Raw genomic sequence first — 21,861 nt, forward strand, 5'->3', positions numbered from 1 at the left:
GTAACTCCTTTTTACTGAGCAATTAAATTTTCTACAAAATTTTTGATAATTTCCGCTTTTTCAAAGTAATGTTTCTCGCGCGGAATGACCAAACGGTTGGGGTGTTTTTCCCAAATCTTTAAAATTTTATCATCAATTTCAAAGGCCTGTTGCAAATTTTCCGTACGGACATTGGTGGCCTGATAAAAATCTTTTTCCGGCGGCGGGGACAAGTGAATCACCGCGTCATAGCGTGCTAGTTCCGCTTCCAAAGACGAGTGCATCGCCTTAAAGAAATCTTCCGGGCCGTGCGGCCAATAGACCGCCCCATCAATAGAGCCGCGGTCGCACACCATTATTTTGGCATCTGACGTGCGCTCAGCCAATTCTTCTAACTGGTGCACGGTATAGAAAATAATGTTTTGCGCGTGTTCAATGTGAATCGGGCTATTGTCTTTACGTGGGAAACCACCGCTATACACAAGCGTGGCTGCTTCTTGCACGAGTGCAATTTTGTTACCAAACGTCTCTTTCAAAATAGAAAGAGCCGTAGTTTTTCCGCCGCTGGGGCCGCCGGTTAAAACGATTTTTTTCATAAGTTATCCTTTTATAATTTCTTCTACAAAATTTTTAATAGCTTCCGCCTTTTCCAAAAAGTGTTCCGTACCGCCGATAATTTTGCGCCGGGGGTGTTTTTCCCAAATGCTTAAAATTTTACGGTCAATTTCAAACGCTTGGTCCAAGCTTTCCGTGCGCACGTGGGTAGACTGGTAGAAAGCCGGATTTTTCGGCGGGGACAAGTGCAATACCGCGTCGTAGCGGGAAAGTTCTTCTTCTAGCGACGTGTTCATCTGCTTAAAAAAATCATCTATTCCCCCCGGCCAATACACGGCGGCATCCACCGTGCCGCGGTCGCACACAATCAGGGGAGCGTCGGACGATTTTTCCGCCAAACTTTCTAATTGTTTCGTGGTAAAAAAGATAATTTTTTGTGCGGCTTCAATGTGCGCAATGCTGTTGTCCGTACGCGGAAACCCGCCGCTAAACACGAGGGTAGCCGCTTCGCGCACCAGTTCTACTTGCGGGCCGAACGTTTCTTTTAACACAGATAACGCCGTCGTTTTCCCGCTGTTAGGTCCGCCGGTAAGTGCTATTTTTTTACGTTTCATAGGGTCTCCTGTGCCGCGGGCGATTGGGAACCCGCCGCTTTCAATTCCTTTAAGTATAACACTTTTAACTCTTCAAATTCTTGTCTTTTTTCAGCCGGCACATCTCGCACGGCCGAGTTGCGGTTTTTCATCTTCAAAAAATCTACAAATTTACTACCCTCTTTGACGCGGAAATCTAAATGCGGCCCGGTGGATAAACCCGTACTGCCGATATATCCTACCGTCTGGCCCTGTTTCACTTTCGCCCCGGCTCTAACCCCTTTGCCAAAACTTTTAAGGTGTCCGTACATAGTGGTGTATCCGTTGGCGTGTTTGATTTCCAAGAAATTGCCAAAGCCGCCTTTCCACCCGGTAAATTTGACCGTACCGTCGGCCACCGCCTGCACGGGCGTGCCGACAGGGGCCGCATAATCAATACCCAAATGCGGGCGGCGTATTTTTAAAATAGGGTGCACGCGCCCGTAGGAAAAACGCGAAGAAATGCGGTAATTGCGAAAACTAATGGGTGATTTTAAGAACATTTTCTTGCTGACTTTTCCGGTCTCATCGTAAAAATCGTCCTCAAAATAAAACGCGTAGGTAGTGGTTTTGCTTTCCGCCCCCGTATAATAAGCGGCCAACAGGTCTTGGCTGGTAATCTCGCCGGTGGAAGTATAATTTTCTTCCCACAAGGCGGCGTACGTGTCGCCGTTGCGGGTATCGGTATTAAAGTCAATCGTCCACGAGAAAGCATCTGTAAAATCTAAAATAAGCGGCACCTCTAACCCTTGCGCGAGCATAGAGTTAAACAGCGACCCTTTCACCTCGCCCGCGGCGGTTTTAATGCGGGTTTTAACTTCCAAATCGCTCACGCCCGCCACTAACGCGCCCTCTACATTGGCCACAAAATAGCGTTTGAATCCTTGCGTTAAAAGTAGCATGACCAGTTGGTCGTTTTCCACAGAAAGCGAATACGTGTCGCCTTTTTGCAATTTACGCGTATCTACTACGCTATTTAATTTGCCCACTACTTGGGCAATTTGTTGGTTAGACAGCCCGGCTTCCTGCAAAGCCACATAAATGGGTTTTTCGCCCACGGTAAATTCTTGTTGCGGGATATCGCGGGTTTGCAAATGTTCACGCTCTAGCGCGTTTTTATGGCGCGTGATATGTACGGCAAATACGGCACAAAGCAAAATGACCGCTAACGCCAACACGTAAAACACAAGATCGTGGTAGCGGCTGTAACGGGCCGATAACAAAGACACTATATTCTTTTTCATGAACCGCAAGAAAGGGGCGGCTAAGCCGCCCCCGTTTTTTTATTTTTGATCTTTTAAGAAAGAGCAAAGCGCAATGGCGTTAAGCTTGACTTTCGGGTCATCGGCGCGGGAGGGCAAAATGACCGGAATTTTCGGACCGACGAGTACGGCCGCCGCTTCCATTTGTTCGCCAAAGAAAGCAAGTGCTTTATAGAGCGGGTTAGCCGCGTCCAAGTCCGGCAGCATTAAAACATCCACGTCGCCGGGTACTTTTTTATCTTTAATACCTTTCTCAGCGGCTTTTTCAGCGGAAAGAGAGATATACAAATCGTACGGGCCTTCTACCGTGCAACCCGTGATTTTACCTTCGGCGTTCATTTGTGCCAAGGCGGCGGCTTCTACCGTGCTGGGGATTTTTTCGTTCACTTTTTCCACCGGGCACACGCAAGCGATTTTCGGGTTTTCTACACCTAATTTGTGCATGGTGTTGGCGGCATTTTGCACGATTTTTACTTTTTGCTCCAATGTCGGCGCGATCACCACCGCAGAGTCGGTTACGGCAAACGGTTTTTTGTATTTGGGCGTGCTAAAAAGCACAAAGTGGGACAGTAAAGCCCCTTCCGGCACGAGGTGGGCTTCTTTATTTAAAATAGCTTTCATGTAGTATTTGGTATCTACAAGCCCTTTAATTAAAAAGTCGCCCTTGCCGGCTAAAATTTGGTCCACAGCCAATTTGCACATGGTGGGGACGTCTTCGCAATCAATAAATTCAAACTTGCTTTCGTTTAGGCCTACGGCTTTAACCATTTCTTTTACGGCGTTAATCGGCCCGATTAAAATACCGTGGGAAATAAGTCCGTTCTCATCAGCCATTTTGATAGCTTCAAGGGCTTCGCGGTTATTGGCCCCGGGTACAACGACACGGTTTGATTTACCTTTTACTTGGTTAATCAAATCGGCAAAACTATTGAATTTCATGGTAATTCTCCTTACTTAATTAAAATAAAATCACGTATATTTTTTTACAATTTTCGGGTCGTTTAGCGCACGCGTAGCGGCCACGCGCAAGGCGTCTTTTTCTTCGCTACCCGGGAAAACGTACATAGGAGCTATCCAACTCACATACCGTCCGATTTCCTGCGGGATATATTTGCTGTACATCAGCCCGCCCGTAAGTGCTACAAAATCTACTTTTCCCTCAAGCACCACAGCCATGGCTCCTATATATTTAACCATTTGATAAATCATCGCGTCTAGTGCTAATTTTGCTTTTTGTTGCGTACAGTTAATCAGCGAGCCGGGCCGTTTTTGGCCTATGCGGATAAATTCTTCCAACTCTTTAACGTCGGATGTGCCCGTATAAGCAATCAGCCCGCCCTTGCCGCGCAGTTTTAAGCGGATGTCGCGCTCTTGCACATCCGGCTCAAAACACATTTGCACCAGTTTAGCACACGGCACGCTGCCGCTTCGTTGCGGGGTCATGGGGCCCTCGCCCTCGTAGCCGTTGGTAACGTCTATTACTTTGCCTTGGCGGTGCGCACCGATAGAAATTCCTCCCCCGCCGTGACAAACAATGCAGTTGAGTTTTTCATACGGTTTGCCGAGTTTATCGGCAATCAAGCGCGCGACACGTTTTTGGCTTAACGCGTGAAAAATGGAAATACGCGGATTATCCGGCATGCCGGAATAACGCGCGAGCGGTTGGAGCTCGTCAATGACTACCGGGTTGGCAATAAAACTGGGGCAATCTGCATACCGGGCAATATCGCGTGCTAAAATGCCGCCCAGATTACTCGGGTGGATCCCGCCGTATTTACCGGTTTCCAAATCGCGGACCATTTTATCGTTGACGGCGTACACGCCCCCCTCTACGGAACGGATAAACCCGCCGCGCCCGATGACGCCGTCAATTTCGGCCAGCGGCACATGGTGGTCCAACAAATAATCTAAGATGAGTTTGCGGCGCAAGGGCAGCTGTTCGGTAACGTTTTTGCCCTCGTAGGGCTCTAAATCGGCGATGGAGTAGCGCACGGTTACTTCAAAAACGGGTTTGTCGCCCCGGTAATAACCGATATCATCAGACGTAGAGCCCGGATTGATGACAAGTATATTAAACGCCATACGCTCCCCTACTAAGTATATTTTAACAAAATAGAGGGTAAGGCGACAAACGAAAAACTAATCGGCCAGTTTATAAATCACGCAAGGCCCGGTACAGTTTGTGGTGGAAACATACGTTCCGCCTTCTTTTTCACATAATTTATTATATTTATCGGTACGGTCGGTAGTAAGCGCCCAACAGGTCGCAGAACCGAATGTGGGCCGTTCCCAATAATGGACATAAGCGTTTTGTAAATTGGTCGTATCTTGACAGTGTACCCGCTTGCTGTTGGAAGCCGCATCCAGCATACAGTAGCCCCAAGGATAAGTACACTTTCTTTTATCGCTAGACAGCGTACACCCGGTTAAATCTATGGACAACGCTTCCATGTCATTCGTATATTCGCCGTTTGACAAGTAATAAATTTTTTCCGCATCCAAGAGGGCATTGACGTTGGCTTTTAACGTCGCATAACGGCTACGCATAACCGCCATTTCATACTTAGGCAGAGCGACCGCCGCCAAAATACCAATGATTAAAACAACCACTAATAATTCAATAAGCGTAAATGCGCTTGTCGTTGTAACACGTAGGTCAGGCTTCGCCTGACAGGTTACTGACCTTATTTTTTTCCAAGCGGAATTATCTTCATTGTCAGGCGTAGCCTGACCTACACAACAACACCCCATATTTTTTTCATTTTTTCTTTGCATACAAAGCTCCTTAATGATATTCTTATATCATTAAATAAAATGTAGCAAAAAAAAAAACGATGTCAAGTTTTTATTTTATTGGACAAACCAAACACCCCCGCTCGTCATCCCGCAATGTTTCTATGCGGGATATAGCGGGGGAGCGAAAAATAAGGTACAAATCCTTAAGTCAAATTCGGAGTGGCAAGAGGATGAGAAATAACCGTTCTATTTCATCCGTTGGGCGACGCGCTCGGCAAGCGATTTGGCAAAGAAAAGTTGCACTTCGTTTAATGACAAGTTCCCCACCAAACGGCGCAAAAACGCTTTGCGTTGGTCGGGCGTTAAGTCGGGGCGCAAGTCGGCCTTGTCGCACAAGGTATATAACTTTTCTACCAGAATTTCTTTTTGCGCGTCGGTAGGCATACCGGCTACAAAACTGCCTGCCGTGCGTAGCGGCGTAAAATCACCGCGCCGGGAAAGCTCATAGCACGTCAAAATAACGGCTTGCGCTAAATTGATAGAGGGTTGTTTAGCCACGGTGGGGATATTAAGTACCGCCACGCACCGCTCTATATCGTCGCCGGACAGGCCTGTTTTTTCGTTACCGAACACAAGGGCAATTTTGCCTTCCGGCGCACGTTCCAACCGTTTATTTAAAACAGGTAATGTTACGATCTCCTGTTCCAAGTGACGGTTGCGTAGCGCGGTGGCGGCCAGCGAAAAAGACGTATCCGCAAGGGCCTCATCTAACGTGTGATATTGCACGGCATTTTGCATGATATCTTCCGCACCGACCGCGCTGACGGCCTCGCGCCAAGCTACGGCAAACGGATCTACCACACGTAAATCAGACAGCCCAAAATTAGCCATCGCACGGGCGGCGGCCCCGATGTTATTGGGGTCGCGCGGACGGACAAGCACCACACAAAACGAGCTCATTTATGTAACGCCTCCGCCCATGTTTCGGCAAAGGTAGGGTGTGCAAAAATCACGCGTTGCAGTTGGGCTACCGTCAGCTGTGCCTCTAACGCCACCGCGGCAATATGGATCAGCTCCGATGCATGTGCCCCAACAGAACACGCCCCCAACAGTTTGCCTGTTTGGGCGTCGCTTAGCCACTCCACATAACCGTCGGTTTGCCCTTGTGCTACGGCGCGTCCGTTAGCTAAAAAGAACGATTTATGTTTTTTAACTTCCAGCCCTTGCTCCTGCGCTTGCGCCGCACTCAGGCCGATAGACGCCACTTCCGGCGTTGTATATACCGCACGCGGCACGCGGGTATTGTTATATTCCGCCGCAACGCCGCATAAATTGCTCGCCGCTACTTCGCCTTGACGTGTAGCCGCGTGGGCCAGTTGCAATAGTCCTGTTACATCACCCGCAGCGTAAACGGTTTCGGTCAGCTGCATGGTTTTCGGGTTAACTTTTACGCCTTTGCGTGTTGCTTCCACACCGATACGCTCCAAGTGCAACGTATGTAAATCAACCGCGCGCCCGATAGCGGCCAAAACCGCTTGCGTTTGCAATTTATTCCCGTCGGATAAAACGATTTCAAAACCGTCTGCCGTTTTATGTATGTCCGTTGCGCTTACTCCGGTATAAATATGGATATTGCGTTTGGTAAACGCTTGCGCAAGCGTGCGCGAAACGGTTTCATCCTCTAGCGGCAACAACCGCGGTTGCATTTCAATAAGGTGCACTTCCACCCCGAAAGCATTTAAAAAATCAGCCATTTCACATCCGATCACCCCACCCCCTACAATAGCCATACTTTGGGGGAGTTGTTCCATGGTAAAGAAATTGGAATTATCATAAATCTGACCGCGCAAGGTATCTAACGGGGCGGGATAGAACGCTTCTGAGCCGGTAGCCAAAATAGCCCCGTCAAACGAAAGGGTTTGTTCGCCCGTTTGCGTGCGCACGGAGAGCGTGTGCGCATCTACAAAAGTTGCCTCGCCGTTTATCACTTCCACCTTGGCTTTTTTGAGTAAAAAAGAAATGCCTTGTACCAGTTTTTGCGTAGCTTGCTGTTGGCGTGCTTTTAGTTTATTAAAATCACGCGCGTTAAATAGCTCTTGTGCGGCTTTGCTCCCTTCTTCGCCGGCAAGCATAGCGGCGGAAAAGGCCGTTTGAAAACGGTGCGCGCCTTCCAAAAACGATTTAGACGGAATACATCCGCAATTTAAACACACCCCGCCCAGTTGGTTTTTTTCAATTAAAGTCACTTGCGCACCGAGCGATGCGGCTTTTAACGCGGCCGGATATCCTGCCGGACCGCCGCCGATAACAACAATTTTTTTCATAAATCCCCCTTGCATAGCTGCACCATAACTTATTATCATTTTAGCATTAAATGAACATATAAACAGGAAAACATCCCCTATGAACAAATCATCCGTTCCCGCGCATACCGGGCATCGCGCCCGGTTGCAAAAACGTGTATCTTATGCAGGTACCGATTCTTTGTTAGACCATGAGTTTTTAGAATTATTGCTGACTTATTCTATTCCGCGCAAAGATACCAAGACGTTAGCATGGGAACTGTTGCGCCGTTTCGGTTCGTTTGCGGGCGTGTTGGACACTACCGAAATAGCCCTGCGGCAAACTGACGGTATCGGCCCCAATACAGCCCGTTTTTTGAAACTTATCCGCAGTGCTTTTAAACGCTATATGCGCTGTAAAATACCCCGGAAAATCACGCTGTCTTCTCCGCAAAAACTGTTAGATTATTGTACGGCATCGCTAGCTGGGAAAGAAGAGGAATTTTTGGAAGTTATTTTCCTTTCCGCCAAACGTTATATTTTGGAAACACGTGTATTATCGGCAGGTTCCGTGGAACAAGTGTCTATCAGCCCGCGCCAGATTATACGCCACGCCGCCAACTTGGATGCACCCGAATTGATTTTAGTACATAATCACCCGTCGGGCAATCCACACCCGTCCCAACCGGACATTGATTGCACCCGGGACCTAGCCAAAGGGTTACAACTGTGCGATATTACTTTGCTGGACCACGTGATTATTACAAAAGGCGGGTATTTTAGTTTCAAAGAGCAACACTATTTGCCCGATCCGAAAAAGAAACCTGCCGCCAACTAGTTTTCCCGTGCATAGGTATAGGCCATCACGCGCTTAGCCCCGGCTTGGCGCAAGGCCGTTGCACAACCTTCTAATGTAGCACCGGTGGTGGCAACATCATCCACCAGCAAAATTATTTTTCCTTTTACCCGCATGGGAGCCGGACAGGAAAAAGCCCCTTGCATATTGGCAAGCCGCGCCGTGCGGCCCAGTTTTGTTTGGCTAAGCGTATCACGCGTGCGCACCAGCGCGCCCGTATCCAACGGCAGACCCGTATGCTTACAAAATGCACGCGCTAAAAGTTCACTTTGATTGTAGCCGCGTTGACGTTCTTTGTGCGCAAAAAGCGGCACGGGAACAATCAGCTCCGCATCCGCCAGTTCTTTATAGGCAGAAAAATTTTGTGCCAGTTGCCGCCCCATGCTACGGGCCAAATAATCGTTCCCCGCGTATTTAAGTCCGTGCACAAATGCACGCGACGGAGCATTAAACACCCACGCGGAACGAATCAAACGGCACTTATACGTTTTGGCCTTACTGCCCCGGCACGCGTGACAATGCGCCCCGCCCGAAGGCAAATTGACCCCACAACGCTGACAAAACAGTGGCCCGGGGCGCACAAATTGCCCCGCACACGTTTTACATATATAATCGTCCGTATCATACGGCAAATCGCATCCGCAACATACGCAGGCACGCGGAAACAGAAAATGTAACAAACCGTGTTTGATGACGTCCCCTGAAAATTTCATATTAAAATTGCACCGTCATATTGGCGGCCACATTGTAAGCGGTGTAATCTTCGGTTTTGACGTAAGCATGCTTAAGCAGCGTCAACCCGCCCGAAAGTGTAAAACGTAAGTTTTGGGAAAATTCGTAATCTAGCGAAGTAGTGGCATCGTATTTTTTGTAATTGTCGGTTACTTCCACTTCGGAGCGTTTATCGGTAAAGCTGAAATTCGTATTCCAGATGATACGGTTGGTGGCGGAATAAATACGGTTGATAAACGGCAATTTTAACCCGTGGGGCAGGTTAAAATCCCACCTTAAATTTAAACTGGGCACGGTTTCCTGTGTGCTTTGGCTGATTTGTCCGCGCGCGAGCCATTTATCGTAGGTAGTGTGAACAATTTTAGGCGTTACGCGCAACGATTTTATGTAAAAGGACGTCTGCGCGGACATATTGCGCTCGCGGATACGTTCTAAACTAATATGCAGGCGCAAATCATCTTTATCCGATTCTTTGTGTTGGTAGGCAAACACCGTATCAAAGTAGTTAAATAACATAAATCGTAAATCCCCGCCGTATTGCGTAATACCCTGCTCGTCCGTGCCGATGTTCGTTTGCTCCACCCAACTGTAATGGAGTTTTAAATTGCTGTTACGCAACCAGTTACCAGCGGCAATAAATTTTTCCAAATCGGAAATAGAAAATGTTAAATCCGGCAAGGTTACGCTGGTAGAATTGTATAACGTACCGGTCTGGTCGTTCTTCTGTAAGGTCTTGCTAAAGTTATTGATCAGCGACACCGTTTTGAGCGGAGCAGCCAACCCGTTCAACTCGTACTTAGAAAGAGGATTCCAACGCTGGGTAGAAGTAAATGTATCGCGCAAAGTCATACTGCGGCGGTAGCCGTACCGGCCCACATCTTTAAGGGCACTGCCGCGTATCCACAACTCTTTGCGTGAATCAAAGCCGCTGTCCACATCGCTCCACGCATCGGCATCTTGGATACGGTAACCGGAAGAAACAACCAGCGTACTGAATAATTTACTCTTGGGCAAAATATCATTGCCGTTAAGCGTCAGCGAAACACCGCCGTCAGCACTGCGGTTAAGGGTTTTTACTTCTCCCACACCCACGTTCACCGATGAGCCGGAAGCGGTAATTGTTTTAGCCGACAAGTTATTGCTTTCTATCGTGCTGATATTGTAGTTGGCAGACGGAGCCAGCCATTTGGTAATTTTCCACGTACTGCTTAGTCCCGTGCGTTGGGTAAGCGCTTTGGGGTAATGAATTTTGCTGTTGCCAAATGATTCATAACGGGTGCGGTCTTCGGTACTTTTACTTAAACTGTACGACGGAGTAATGTTAAAATTGGACGTGGGTTGGTACGTAAACTTCATATTCATTTTTTGCGTATTTTCATCGGTATTATAATAGGTGGCCGATTCTTCATGGCGTACCCGGTCGTAATCTACCGCCGAATTTGTAACATAATAACCCGCGGAAATATTTTTAAACGCCCCCACCGAGTGCGACAGCGTCGCCCCGTACGTATGGCTGTCATCTTGACGTTTCATTAACTGGTAATCGGTTTGGTTCAACGTATATTCCAGGCCGATTTTGGGCAAATTGTCCTTGATAAAATCTCCGCGCACGACGGCCTGTTGCCGCTCCACTTTACCTTTATCAAGTAGTGAAATCGTGTTGTAGTTGGTCGTATCGGTAATAAGCGGAGTGGTTACCTCACTACGCGCAAAGGTGGCCGACATCGGAAATTCTTTAATACGGTTTACTTTGACAAAATATTCTTCTTCGGTGGTTTCTTGGTTTTTGGATACAGCCAGCGGCGTTTCAAAGTTGCTGTCTTGGTGTTTGTACTTCACCCCGGCACTACCCCAACCGTCCCATTCCACCGCGATGTCGCCCTTATAGGCCTCACCGGTAAGTGTAATGGCTTCTGCCAAGTGAATTACGTTGAGCCACACTTCGCCCGCCGCCGTTATATTTTCCACCCCCGCCATAATCATACTGACCTCGCGGAAATTGAGCAGTCCGTTTGGCGCGCGGACGTTTTCTACCGACACGTTGTAGGACGGATCGGAAGCGTTGGCAAACGCATCGGTAATACCGTCGCCGTTGGTATCCACCATTTTTACGGCAACAAGCCGCCAACCGTCAAAATCCATGGGTACGACGATTTTGTCGTAATTGGTCTGCGTACCGACTGTTAAGTAAAAATTTCCTCCCGCATTGGACAAGCGGCTATGAAGCAAGAAACGAAACTCTCGGTGTTGGGAAAAATCCATACTCTTAAAATTGCGATTAACAAAGTATTGGCTTTCATCCCCGCCGGGACTAAAACGCAACCGCAACGCTTGGTCCAACACGTTGGCCGAGTCCAGCGTACTGCGGTAGTTTTGGATAGAACCGTACAAATAATTAAATACATATTGGCCGTCGCCGGGTGCGTTAAAAATCGGCTGATAATCGGTATTATCCACGTTGTTAATACCGGAGGCGGAAAAATCGGACGCATCCACCCCTTGCTGTGTATTCCAAGAAGTGCCGGACAGCGCAATATTGGCAATTTTGATTTGCCCTTTAAGCTTGGCTCCCTTTTTTAGCGTAATACGTAAATGACGCACCGCCGTCCATTTGGCTTTGTCGGCCGGGTCAATTTGAAGCGGAGCAGAGAATGTTTGCCACGATGTGTTATCGGCCAAATTGTCTTCCATACCCGGGATCACGTTTCCGCCCGCCACAAACCCGAAGTTCCCTTTGACGGAAATATCTTCGTCATCAAATCTGCCGTTGCCGTTTAAATCTTGCGTATCAATGCGTCCGTTGGGTTGCGATTCGGGGTTATAGACGTTATGCACAAAGGGATTGTAACGCTCTTCGCTGTTATCCGGGTTGGTATAGAGCCAGCCGACATCTTCGTTGGGGGCGAGCGTGTTGCGGCAATAAACATCTTCCGTTTTGGGCACGTTCGTCCCACACTGAGTGTTCATGCCGATAGAATTATCGGAATATTCGGAAATGTTACCAAACGTAAAGTTGACTTGCGGACCGCCTTCTTCGCCCAGCATGGTTAGTTCAAAGGAAGTTTTAGAAGATAAATCTACCCCGCTTTTGCTAAGCGGATAAACAATAGAAACTTCGTCCCGTCCGTCAAAATTAACTCCTTGGGTAAAATCGTAATTGATGATAAGCACTTGCTGTTTATCGTTGGCGTTGGCAATGGCGTGGGGGTTGATTTCCAGTGCGGGCAAGTCTTGGCTATCCCAATGCACCGCGTTTAAAAAGTTGGGTTGCCCGCTGGGGTTAGATGCAATTTGCCAATCTTTAAAAATCATAGACCCGCCGACTTGCTCGCTCGTATCGTTCATGCTATCCACCATCGCATAGCCGAACATATTTTGTTTTTTCTCACTGCGTGCGGCCTCGGCTGCGAAGTCTACTTTTACTTTTTCGGAAAGTTTAATATCGCGTCCTTTTACGTCTGCGCCGTATACTAAAAGCTGCTTGCTGTATGCTCCCACTTGCGGCACGGTAGTGGGCTTTTCGCCCCCTTCTTGAATCATCGTGGCCCCCATGACGATTTTATCAAACAGTTTGTAATCTAACCGTCCGCCGAGTACCGAGTTGTTTGTGTTGGAACCGACGGTCGTATCATACGTAATATCAATCACGGAATTTTCGGTAATTTCTTCGCCCTTGTAAAACGTGATAAAGCCGGATGTATAGTCAATATAATAATCGTTATTGCGTACGAGTTGGCGGCCATTTAATTTGACTTGTTCCGATTGCACCACAATACCCGACTCAATAAAATACGTTTTAACGGTGGACTCATATTGAATTTTAAAGGTGCGGTTGCGCGAAGAAACAGGGGTAGCGTTATATAAACCGGGATCATCGCTCATGCGGCTTTGGAGTTCAAAAATACCTTTATCAAAGTCCATGGTAATAGTAGTGGGATAAACTTGTTGGGGAGAGGCACTCCCGCCGACGGCTTGGCCGTTGGCGTCTAAGAGCGTTAAAATAAAATTGCCTTTGCCGTTATCTTGCGTAATGTTTTGCGCACCGATACGGTAAAATGTTTTCATTTCCAGTTGGTTGGCGGTCTCGGTCGCGGAGCTTTCCCAGGGTTTATCGTTTTCGGTTTTGATGAGTTTTAGCGTACCCGGCGTCGTTCCGGCATCTCTAAGCCACTCCCCGCGCGTATTGCGGTAGTCCACCGCAATCACGCTTTGCGCCGTAATCGTGCGTTTAAATTCAATTGTTCCGCGCGCGTAATCTACCGTATAGTCCACCCCGCGGGTGAGCCGTTCCCATTGGGCTTGATACGGCACCGTGCCCAAATAATCGGTAGCGGTAGCGTCCACAGGTACAAATGTGTTGGAAGTGGTGTTACTGTTTAAATAAATTTCTTCGCTGCCGGGCGAAATATTAAGCATGGCTACTTTCCAATCGTCATACGCATCGGGTTGCAGTTGCGCATTGCCGTGGATATTACCGCCGAAGGTCAAATCGTAATACGTGCGGCGGATATATTCCGTATCTTTAAGCGATACAATTTCCTGCACGCTACTGCCCACAAATTGCTTTTGCTTGCTCGTCCCTTTGGTTTGCGAGCCGATTAAATACAAATTGGCGTTTTTGTATTGTAAGTGCATTTTTGCACCGAAGAGTTGTTTTTGGTAGGCAATCAAATCGGTCTGCGGGAGCGATAAATCAATATCGCCAAATTCAGCCAACTGCACAATTTCGCCGGGTTTACCGCGATACGCTACGGAAATAGTTTTTTCTTCTTCGCGCTGATCGTCATAGTCAATATCCACAAACACGCGGTCCATGATTTTACCTTGCATTTTAAGCTGCATTTGCTGTTCCATTTCCACGTTGCGTTGGTTGGTATTAGACGTACTGGCACTTTTAGAGGCCTCTTTGTATTTTTTAGCGGCCATTTTCATACCCAGCACGTAACGGCCGGTTAATGCAATGCTCGTACCATAGAGCGGTAAGGAAAGGGTGGGGTTTAATAAGGTCAAATCGGGGATGGGTTCAGGGCCCTTATCCAGTTCATACGCGCCCTCTACCGAGGTAACCGCCTGACGCCAAAACTCATTAGAATAGTGCAACAATTCGGCGTCGTCCGGCGGGTCTTCCAGCACCAGTTCGGCGTCTTTTTTGGCAGCTTGTTCTTCTTCAAAAATAGCATACTGGTCTTTATCCACCAAACTATACGGCAGCGTTTCTGCCCCGGCCAGCGGAGCAAAACACAGTTGGGCAGACAAGACTACCGCGATAACGGACCGCAGTATCCTCATAAGATGGAAAAATACCTCATTATTTCATTCTATAACATTTCGCGCTCGCGCGCGCGCATTGCCCGCGTACGGGCTTTTCCTAATAAGGGATATTTTGTTAGAATAGGAAATATGCGTATTTCCATTTTTACCCGTTATATTGCTAAAAGCTTGCTGACGTTTTTTGCAGGCGTGGTGGGTGTGCTTACGTTTGTGATTTTTATGAATCACTTTATCCGGGTGCTCAAAATTGCCATGACCTACGGCACAAGTATCGGGTGGATTATATCCTCGTTGCTTAACATCTTGCCGGATGTTTTTTGTTTAAGCGCGCCGATGGCTTTTCAAATTGCGGTACTACTTACGTTAACCAATATGAGTGAACAAGGCGAATTGATTGCGCTACGTGCGGCGGGGTTTTCGTTTAAAGAAATCGTCCGCCCGATGCTCGCGTGTGCGATTGCATTATCTGTCATACTGGTAATTATGGGCAACTGGCTCACGCCACGCAGTTACAAAAAATTCATCACTAAACGTGAAGAGGCGTACAGCAAAATTACTAAAGTAACTTTAGAGCCCAAAACATTTATTAACTTAGGCGATTGGGATTTGTATTTGGAAGATTTAGACAAAATTACCAACACCGCCAACTTAATTCACCTGGTCAACAAAAACGACGCGGGCGCACTAAGCACGAAAGTTAACGCGTCCGAAGGCCGTATTATTTTAACCGATACAGCTATCGGCCTGCAACTTAAAGACGGCCAAATGCAACGGGTGGACAGCAAAGATCCGTCGTCCATTATTGCCGCTAATTTTGATAATTATACGATGAGCATTTCACTTTTAAAAGCGCGTTCGCGCCGCGTGCGTGTGGGCGAGATGACCACTACCAAACTTTTGCGCCGCCTGCGCAACGACCCGCTTACAACCCAAGTCGCTAACGAGTACCGCACCGCTATCAGCATGCGTAACGTGCTGGCCCTTTCGCCGCTTATTTTATTATTTGTCAGTTGCCCGATCGGGTTTTCACTGGGCAAACGGACCAACAAAGGGTGGGGCATGCTCTTTAGCGTAATTATTATTTTCTCGTTTTATTTACTGATGACGTTAGGGCTGTCGTTTGGTAAAAAATACACATGGATTTCATACCCCGGCCCGTGGTTGCCTGTTTTCACGGGACTTGCGGTAGGATATTATTTATGGAAAAAAAGATTAAACATCTAGTCAACGCACCGCTGATGTTTGGCTATATTTCCCGCAAATTTTGGGGGCCGTTCTTCTTTGCCATGGGCGTATTTGCTACGCTGGTGGTACTGGGCGACACATTTGAAAAAATGAAAAATCTGGGCAACGGCACAACTACACTGGCCGACGTGCTTTCCTACTCTTTGGTTACATTTCCCAATTGGCTCGCTACCATTATGCCGGTGGCGTGTTTATTAGGGGCAATTTCCGTTATTTCCGAAATGGTCTCTAACGGCGAGTGGACTGCCTGCGTAGCCGGCGGCTTTGCGCCGCGGCAACTTTTTAAACCGATTTTGGCTTGCATTTTAGTCGTGTGCGGGGTGACGATGTTATTTCAGGAATTTATCGTACCGCCCTTAAATGTAAAAGCCGATTATATTTATTACACCCGTCTTAAACCGCGCGATAATTATAACCAGTATTTGGAAAATGACGTACTGATTAAAGTATCCCCCTCGCAAATGTTATCTGCCAAAAGCGTAGATTTAACAACCGGCACAATGTATCAGGTTTCATTAGATACCTATAACAAAGAATGGGATATTGCCGAACAAGTCGTTGCGGAAAAAATGATATGGGATTCTAAAACCCACCATTGGGAATTTGTAAACGGGGTACACCGTACGTTCGCCGGGGATATGGACACACAGGAAACGTCTTTCCAAACGCGCGAATCGCCTGTGGATATCCGCCCGAATCAAATGTCTTTGGGCCGGGTGGACGAGGACTTAATGAGTGTGCGCGAGTTAACCAAACGTATCCGCTTTCACAAACGCACAGGGATTTCGTTTTACTCAGCCGAAACGCAACGCCAAACGAAATTAGCTACCCCGTTTGCTACGATTGTGATGTGTCTTTTGGGTATGCCGTTTGCGATTAGTACGCGGCGCAAAAGCAAAATTTTAAATATCATTATGTCTATGGTTATTGCACTTACGTTTTGGGGCGTGATTACACTGTGTACCGTATTTGGGCAGAACGGATATTTGAGTCCGTTTTTAGCCGGTTGGGGCCCGGTGCTATTATTTGGCGGAGTTGTATTTTTAGAATTTAAGTGGATGAAATTATAACCGCCTTACCTGTTTCTCTTTGCAAAGAGCCGTCCTTTTTGACGGCTCTTTTCTTTTTCTCTCTAATAAACCTGTTCCTGTCTTTTTATAACTTATTTAATTCCCAACGAGCCGCAATTTTTTCTTGACAAATCAAAAAAAAAAACGATAATAAAGGAACGGTAAAAAAAACAACAAGGAGCAGACAACATGAAAAACAAACAAGCATTTACACTCATTGAACTTTTAGTCGTCGTTTTAATCATCGGTATTTTGGCGGCGGTCGCGTTGCCGCAATACAATTTGGCCGTTGAAAAAGCACGTGCCACCGAGGCCATAACTGTATTAAAAAGTATCAAAGAGGCACAAGAACGATATTATTTGGCCAATGGGTCTTATACGGATAAATTTGATGAACTGGATATTGCCTTGCCGGGAACTGTCAGTGTTTCCGGCTTAAGCATCACATTAACAAGCGGTATAACCGTGGCTATACAAACAAAATTATATGCCTACGCCGTCAATAAAACAAACACCAATACGTTTATGTTTGTTTATTCTCACATCAACGACGCAGACGCCGGTAAACGAATATGCCATGCTAAAAAAAATAATCTCAAAGCTAATCAGTTATGTAAAAGTTTAGGAGGCAAAAACCCCAAAGATCTTTCTTCTTGCGCGCTTGGACCTTGCACCGTATATGAACTATAAAACGGTGGGACGGTCAGCCGCCCCAAAAATAACGCGCCTTATTTTTTCTATATCCCGTACAAAAACCTTACGGGATGACGGAAAAAATAAGGCGCGTGGGCGTAAGCCCGTCAGCGTGGTATGAGTAGAAAAGGAAAGATGATTTTTCAGATTTGAGGCAAATTTGCGGGATTTAGGCGGCCGCATAGGCGTAATGATAGTTACGTCAAGGCCGCGAGACCGCAAAGTTGCCCAAATATGGAAAATTGTATCTCAGAAAAGCAAACGCCCGCAAAAGATATCTTTTGCGGGCGTTGCGTAAAACGAAAGTTACGAAAGTTGTTAATATAATTATTTAATTCTTCTAAAGGCCCGCCACAATACCGCCAGTAATCCCACCATCACATACAGTGAAAATACGATAAACACCATATTATGCGGAAACCGGATCGTCATTACCACCAAAAACACGATCAACAAGAGCATCCACGGTCCGTGGGCTTTATCGCGTTTGGCTTTGAAAGCGACATACGGCACATTGGACACCATCAGTAGCGACAGCACCAACATCGCAAACCATACAAAATTATAGATATGCGGCAAATAGATACTCAGCAGGTGAATATTGCGTCCGCCCGTCGTACCTTCCATAATGCTGTACGAAATAGCAAACGACGCCAAAATACCCGCCGCAGCCGGAGTAGGAAGGCCGCTAAAATACTGTTTGGAACTTTCCCCCGCATAGGCCATCGCGTTAAATTTGGCTAAGCGCAACACGCCAAAGCACGCGTACACGCACGCAATCGGCGCGCCCCAAACAGGTTGCGTGTGGAGCACAAAAAAGTACATGAGCATCGCCGGAGCGGTGCAAAACGAAACCGCATCAGCAAGCGAATCCATTTCCACGCCAAAACTGCTTTCCACGCCCAACAAACGTGCCATGCGCCCGTCAAACATATCAAACACCATGGCAAATAAGATGAGCCACCCGGCTCCGGCAAAATTGCCTTTGGCAGCCGATAAAATAGAGAAAAACCCACACGCCATGTTGCCCAGCGTAAATAAAGACGGCACCGTTACCGCGCCGGTATGTTTTAACTTCTCTACTACTTTTTTTTCCTGTTTTTCATCTGCCATAGTTATTTCCACAAGGCAAGAACGGTGATCCCGCCTTGCACTTTTTGGCCCTCTTTTACTACGACGCGCACTTTATGTTTCGGCAAATATACCGCCACTTGCGAGCCAAAACGCACCAGTCCGATACGCTCGCCGATTTTGACTTCCTGCCCGGTATGGCGCCAGCACTCAATGCGCCGCGCGATAGCCCCCGTGATTTGTTCCACGTGGGCAAAATTTTCCGGCACGCCGTTTTTGAAAATCTGAATTAAATTGCGCTCGTTTTTATCAGCGTCCGGGTGGTCGGCAAATAAGAACGTGCCTTTGTTATAAAAAATCTCGCCGATTTTTCCGTTTACGGTAGAGCGTTGCACGTGCACATCAAAAATAGAAAGGAAAATGCGAACGACTACGGAGTTGGGGTCATCTTCCGTTTTAACGGAGAGTATCGTACCGTCGGCCGGACACGCAATTTCATCGTCGGCAAATACGGTGTTACGGTTTGGATCGCGGAAGAAATACGCACAGAACAACGCCGCCACAATAAACAGCACACACAACGTATGCCAATTAAGCAGCAAGCAGATAAAGGCACACACAATACCAATACCGAATAGTTTAAGCCCTAAAGGCAAAACGGTAGACACCCAACCAAAACTTTTGGACAACGTACGTTTAATATCTTCTAGCATAGGAGTTCACTGCCGGTGGGATAGATTTGAATGGCAGATTTAAAAGAAGTGGGCAGGGGGGGACTTGAACCCCCACGACCTTGCGGTCAACAGATTTTAAGTCTGTCGCGTCTGCCATTCCGCCACCAGCCCTCTGTAAGTATTATAGCAAAAAATAAGGAGGATGTACGCAAGTGTTTATTTTTCGGACAGCTTGAGTGAATTGTAGAATTTGCGGCAGAAAAGACTTTTAACGCCCAGCTCGCGCAACATGTCTTGCAGTTGCCGGTCATCGGTTACGGCAATCACGCGTTGGCCCGTTTGCGACAAATAGTCGGCGCGCTCGCAAATAATTTGATCCGCGCTATCGCCCTCGGTAAATGAAATATGCACTCCCCCCCGGTATAGCGGACCGACCGGGCGGAAAGAGCCGTCAAAAATCACTTCGTAGGTATGCATTTGGTAGCGTTCGTCCAACGAAACGGCTTCCAAAAAATCTAAAAAATCGTCGGTCACTTCCTCTTCACTGCGGGAAAACTCGTACAAAAAACTGCGCACGATGTTAAGTCCGTCAATCAGATAAACAGTCGGTTTGGTGGTAGTATACATATTATATTGCCTTTACGGTCCAAAATTGTTATAAGAAAATGATACAATATAATACCTTTAGCGGTCTTTGACAATTTCTGTATTTACGGGGGTGTAATAGATTCGACGGGTATCTGTTGCCACCCGGGAGCAAGTGTCGGTTGGCCAGGCCGACTCAAATAGGGCCAAAAAAATAAGCAACAACAATCAAGTTGCCTGGGCTAACGCTTAGTCCACGGCGCCTTTTGTGTCTTCCATGCGCGAAAGGAACGCCGTCAAACCATGGAATGCAACAACGCAGGCGCAGTTCGTCTTACGTTGTCTAAGACACACGAACTAAACCGCCGCCGTGCCGTCTTGCGCTTAGACGGCGGTCACTGAGCAAGACTAAACTTGTAGTGCCCGAGAGGAGAAGATGTTCGGACGGGGGTGCGAATCCCCCCACCTCCACTTTTTATATAAAAAGTAAGGTTTCAAAAATTTATGTTCTTTTTCTGATGGCAGAAAAAGAACGAAAAAGACCAGCCGATACGGAGCATAAAATAAAATTTCAAAGGGCCGACCGACAACTAGGCGCTACGCCGCCGTCGGACAAATCGGTCGGTTGCCACTCTTGAAATTTTATTTTATAAACGCTCCTATTATCGGCAGAGAACGACGGCGCTTTTTATAAACAGCACTAAAGGGGCGGAATAACAACTCAGGCAGGACAAGTCGGCGATAGCAGCAGAAACGACAAAAAAATACGGGAATTGAAAATAGATTTACTTACATTACAGGAGAAATTATGGCAACGGAAATTAAATTTGGTACAGACGGTTGGAGAGGCATTATCGCGTGGGATTTCACATTGGAAAATGTACGCCGCGTCGCGCAAGCTTTAGCGCACTTTATTAACGAAAACGCACCTGCCGAAGAAAAAGGCAAATCGCCTAAAATCTTCGTCGGTTTTGACCGCCGCTTTATGTCCGACATATTCGCCAAAGAAATTGCCGTCATTTTGCGCTCCAACAAACTAGATGTTACCCTTTCCGACCGCCCGGTAACCAGTCCGGTGGCGGCGTGTTTGAGCTTAAACAAATTTTGGCTTAGTATCATGGTAACCGCCAGCCACAACCCCGCCCAATACAACGGTATTAAAATTAAACTCGCCGGCGGGGCGGCCGCCGAACGCGTAACCCGCGACATTGAAGAATTATTAGACGAATCGCCCGCCCTTTCGCTCTACGGATGCGAGCCAGAAGTCAAAGATTTAACCGATGTCTATTTAAAATACGTTTCCGGGCACGTCAATACGCGCAAACTAAAAACTTTCAAAGGCAAAGTAGCCGTAGATTATATGTACGGTGCGGCCGCCGGATACGTGGAAAAAATATTGGGAAACAAACAAGTCATCGCGCTTCGCAACGAACACGACACTACGTTTGGCGGCGACCAACCCGAGCCGGTGGAGAAAAATTTAAGTGAACTTAAAAAAACCGTGGTAGCCAAAAAAGCCGCTTTGGGTATCGCTTTTGACGGCGACGGAGACCGCGTCGCTCTGGTGGACGAGAAAGGCACATATTTGACACCGTGCGTAATTGCCGCGGTGCTGTGCAATTATTTCATCAAACATAAAAAACTCAAAGGCAAAATCGTGCAAACGGTTTCTATGGGCTATTTGCTCAAACGTATCGCCCGCCAACACGAAATGTTATTTGAAGAAGTCAACGTGGGTTTTAAACACGTAGCCGAACTGATGGCGTTGGAAGATATCGCTTTTGGGGTGGAAGAGTCCGGCGGGTTTGCCTGGAAAGGAAATCTGCCCGACCGCGACGGCCTAACCGTGGCATTGGCGTTTTTGGAAATTATGGCCACGACGGGCAAAAAAGCCAGCGAACTCTGCGCGCAAATTGCGCAAGAATATGGCACGTCGGTTTATCTGCGGCGCGATATTGCCTTAAACAAACCACTCGCCAAGGACTCTTTTACCGATAAAATCCGCCGCAAAGTACCCAAAAAAATCGGCACTCGCAAAGTGGCCGAAATGCTAACGTCCGACGGCCTTAAAATTCTATTTGATAACGATGAGTGGCTGCTCTTACGCCCGTCCGGCACGGAGCCCGTCTTGCGTATTTACGCCGAAACGGCTACCAAAAAAGATACGCAAGCCCTGTTGGACTTTGGCGAAAAATTAGCCGCGCCGTTTTTGAAATAA

At 47.3% G+C, this 21,861-nt stretch carries 18 protein-coding genes, 1 tRNA gene and 1 other RNA gene; 6 read left to right on the top strand and 14 right to left on the bottom strand.

Annotation, left to right across the window (positions count from 1 at the left end; translation table 11 throughout):
* Positions 1–11 precede the first annotated feature (11 nt).
* The 8 genes from ACQY2W_RS04095 to lpdA all read right to left on the bottom strand — a co-directional run bounded on the left by ACQY2W_RS04095 (position 12) and on the right by lpdA (position 7,488).
* Entirely contained in the window at positions 12–575 is a 564-nt protein-coding gene (locus tag ACQY2W_RS04095; protein WP_428049647.1) for an ATP/GTP-binding protein, read from the bottom strand.
* Positions 576–578: 3 nt separating this feature from the next.
* Positions 579–1,148, bottom strand: coding sequence for an ATP/GTP-binding protein (locus tag ACQY2W_RS04100; RefSeq protein WP_428049649.1), 570 nt, complete (start codon positions 1,146–1,148; stop codon positions 579–581).
* The gene (locus ACQY2W_RS04105) at positions 1,145–2,410 is read right to left on the bottom strand and encodes a peptidoglycan DD-metalloendopeptidase family protein (RefSeq protein ID WP_428049651.1); all 1,266 of its coding nucleotides are present in this window, start codon (positions 2,408–2,410) and stop codon (positions 1,145–1,147) included. The genes ACQY2W_RS04100 and ACQY2W_RS04105 overlap by 4 nt, the downstream gene beginning before the upstream one ends.
* Before the next feature lie 39 nt (positions 2,411–2,449).
* Positions 2,450–3,367: a phosphate acyltransferase gene (locus tag ACQY2W_RS04110; RefSeq protein WP_428049653.1), complete on the bottom strand. Its 918-nt coding sequence runs from the start codon at positions 3,365–3,367 to the stop codon at positions 2,450–2,452.
* Between the two features lie 30 nt (positions 3,368–3,397).
* The gene (gene buk / locus ACQY2W_RS04115) at positions 3,398–4,510 is read right to left on the bottom strand and encodes a butyrate kinase (RefSeq protein WP_428049655.1); all 1,113 of its coding nucleotides are present in this window, start codon (positions 4,508–4,510) and stop codon (positions 3,398–3,400) included.
* A gap of 57 nt (positions 4,511–4,567) precedes the next feature.
* On the bottom strand, positions 4,568–5,203 hold the full coding sequence (locus ACQY2W_RS04120; protein ID WP_428049657.1) for a type IV pilin protein: 636 nt from the start codon (positions 5,201–5,203) through the stop codon (positions 4,568–4,570).
* Positions 5,204–5,410: 207 nt separating this feature from the next.
* Positions 5,411–6,124: an RNA methyltransferase gene (locus ACQY2W_RS04125; RefSeq protein WP_428049659.1), complete on the bottom strand. Its 714-nt coding sequence runs from the start codon at positions 6,122–6,124 to the stop codon at positions 5,411–5,413.
* Positions 6,121–7,488 carry a dihydrolipoyl dehydrogenase gene (gene lpdA, locus ACQY2W_RS04130; RefSeq protein ID WP_428049661.1) on the bottom strand — a complete coding sequence of 456 codons (1,368 nt, stop codon included), beginning with the start codon at positions 7,486–7,488 and terminating at the stop codon, positions 6,121–6,123. Before lpdA ends, ACQY2W_RS04125 begins: the two co-directional genes overlap by 4 nt.
* Positions 7,489–7,567: 79 nt before the next feature.
* On the opposite strand from lpdA, the gene radC reads away from it, so the two are divergent.
* On the top strand, positions 7,568–8,284 hold the full coding sequence (radC, locus tag ACQY2W_RS04135; RefSeq protein WP_428049663.1) for a RadC family protein: 717 nt from the start codon (positions 7,568–7,570) through the stop codon (positions 8,282–8,284).
* Here the strand turns inward: radC and ACQY2W_RS04140 are convergent.
* Both ACQY2W_RS04140 and ACQY2W_RS04145 read right to left on the bottom strand, forming a co-directional pair.
* Positions 8,281–9,015 carry a ComF family protein gene (locus ACQY2W_RS04140; RefSeq protein ID WP_428049665.1) on the bottom strand — a complete coding sequence of 245 codons (735 nt, stop codon included), beginning with the start codon at positions 9,013–9,015 and terminating at the stop codon, positions 8,281–8,283. The two genes, radC and ACQY2W_RS04140, sit on opposite strands and share 4 nt — an antisense overlap.
* Position 9,016: 1 nt before the next feature.
* On the bottom strand, positions 9,017–14,323 hold the full coding sequence (locus ACQY2W_RS04145) for a hypothetical protein (protein WP_428049667.1): 5,307 nt from the start codon (positions 14,321–14,323) through the stop codon (positions 9,017–9,019).
* A gap of 111 nt (positions 14,324–14,434) precedes the next feature.
* On the opposite strand from ACQY2W_RS04145, the gene ACQY2W_RS04150 reads away from it, so the two are divergent.
* From ACQY2W_RS04150 to ACQY2W_RS04160, 3 genes are all read left to right on the top strand, one after another.
* Entirely contained in the window at positions 14,435–15,529 is a 1,095-nt protein-coding gene (locus tag ACQY2W_RS04150) for an LptF/LptG family permease (protein WP_428049669.1), read from the top strand.
* Entirely contained in the window at positions 15,505–16,620 is a 1,116-nt protein-coding gene (locus ACQY2W_RS04155; RefSeq protein WP_428049671.1) for an LptF/LptG family permease, read from the top strand. The genes ACQY2W_RS04150 and ACQY2W_RS04155 overlap by 25 nt, the downstream gene beginning before the upstream one ends.
* 189 nt (positions 16,621–16,809) lie before the next feature.
* Positions 16,810–17,310, top strand: a complete 501-nt coding sequence (locus ACQY2W_RS04160; RefSeq protein ID WP_428049673.1) for a type IV pilin protein — start codon at positions 16,810–16,812, stop codon at positions 17,308–17,310.
* Between the two features lie 330 nt (positions 17,311–17,640).
* Here ACQY2W_RS04160 and pssA read toward each other — a convergent pair whose 3' ends face one another.
* The 4 genes from pssA to ACQY2W_RS04180 all read right to left on the bottom strand — a co-directional run bounded on the left by pssA (position 17,641) and on the right by ACQY2W_RS04180 (position 19,685).
* Complete coding sequence (pssA, locus tag ACQY2W_RS04165) at positions 17,641–18,426, bottom strand: CDP-diacylglycerol--serine O-phosphatidyltransferase (protein WP_428049675.1); 786 nt, start codon at positions 18,424–18,426, stop codon at positions 17,641–17,643.
* A gap of 2 nt (positions 18,427–18,428) precedes the next feature.
* Positions 18,429–19,097, bottom strand: coding sequence for a phosphatidylserine decarboxylase (locus tag ACQY2W_RS04170; RefSeq protein WP_428049677.1), 669 nt, complete (start codon positions 19,095–19,097; stop codon positions 18,429–18,431).
* A 49-nt stretch (positions 19,098–19,146) separates the two neighbouring features.
* Positions 19,147–19,229, bottom strand: a tRNA-Leu gene (locus ACQY2W_RS04175).
* A 45-nt stretch (positions 19,230–19,274) separates the two neighbouring features.
* Positions 19,275–19,685, bottom strand: coding sequence for an NYN domain-containing protein (locus ACQY2W_RS04180; protein ID WP_428049679.1), 411 nt, complete (start codon positions 19,683–19,685; stop codon positions 19,275–19,277).
* A gap of 87 nt (positions 19,686–19,772) precedes the next feature.
* Here ACQY2W_RS04180 and ssrA point away from each other — a divergent pair.
* Together ssrA and ACQY2W_RS04190 are read left to right on the top strand one after the other, a co-directional pair.
* Positions 19,773–20,117: a transfer-messenger RNA gene (gene ssrA / locus ACQY2W_RS04185) on the top strand.
* Between the two features lie 334 nt (positions 20,118–20,451).
* The gene (locus tag ACQY2W_RS04190) at positions 20,452–21,861 is read left to right on the top strand and encodes a phosphoglucomutase/phosphomannomutase family protein (protein ID WP_428049681.1); all 1,410 of its coding nucleotides are present in this window, start codon (positions 20,452–20,454) and stop codon (positions 21,859–21,861) included.

The sequence above is a fragment of the Candidatus Avelusimicrobium caledoniensis genome (assembly GCF_902756455.1).
Lineage (GTDB): Bacteria > Elusimicrobiota > Elusimicrobia > Elusimicrobiales > Elusimicrobiaceae > Avelusimicrobium > Avelusimicrobium caledoniense.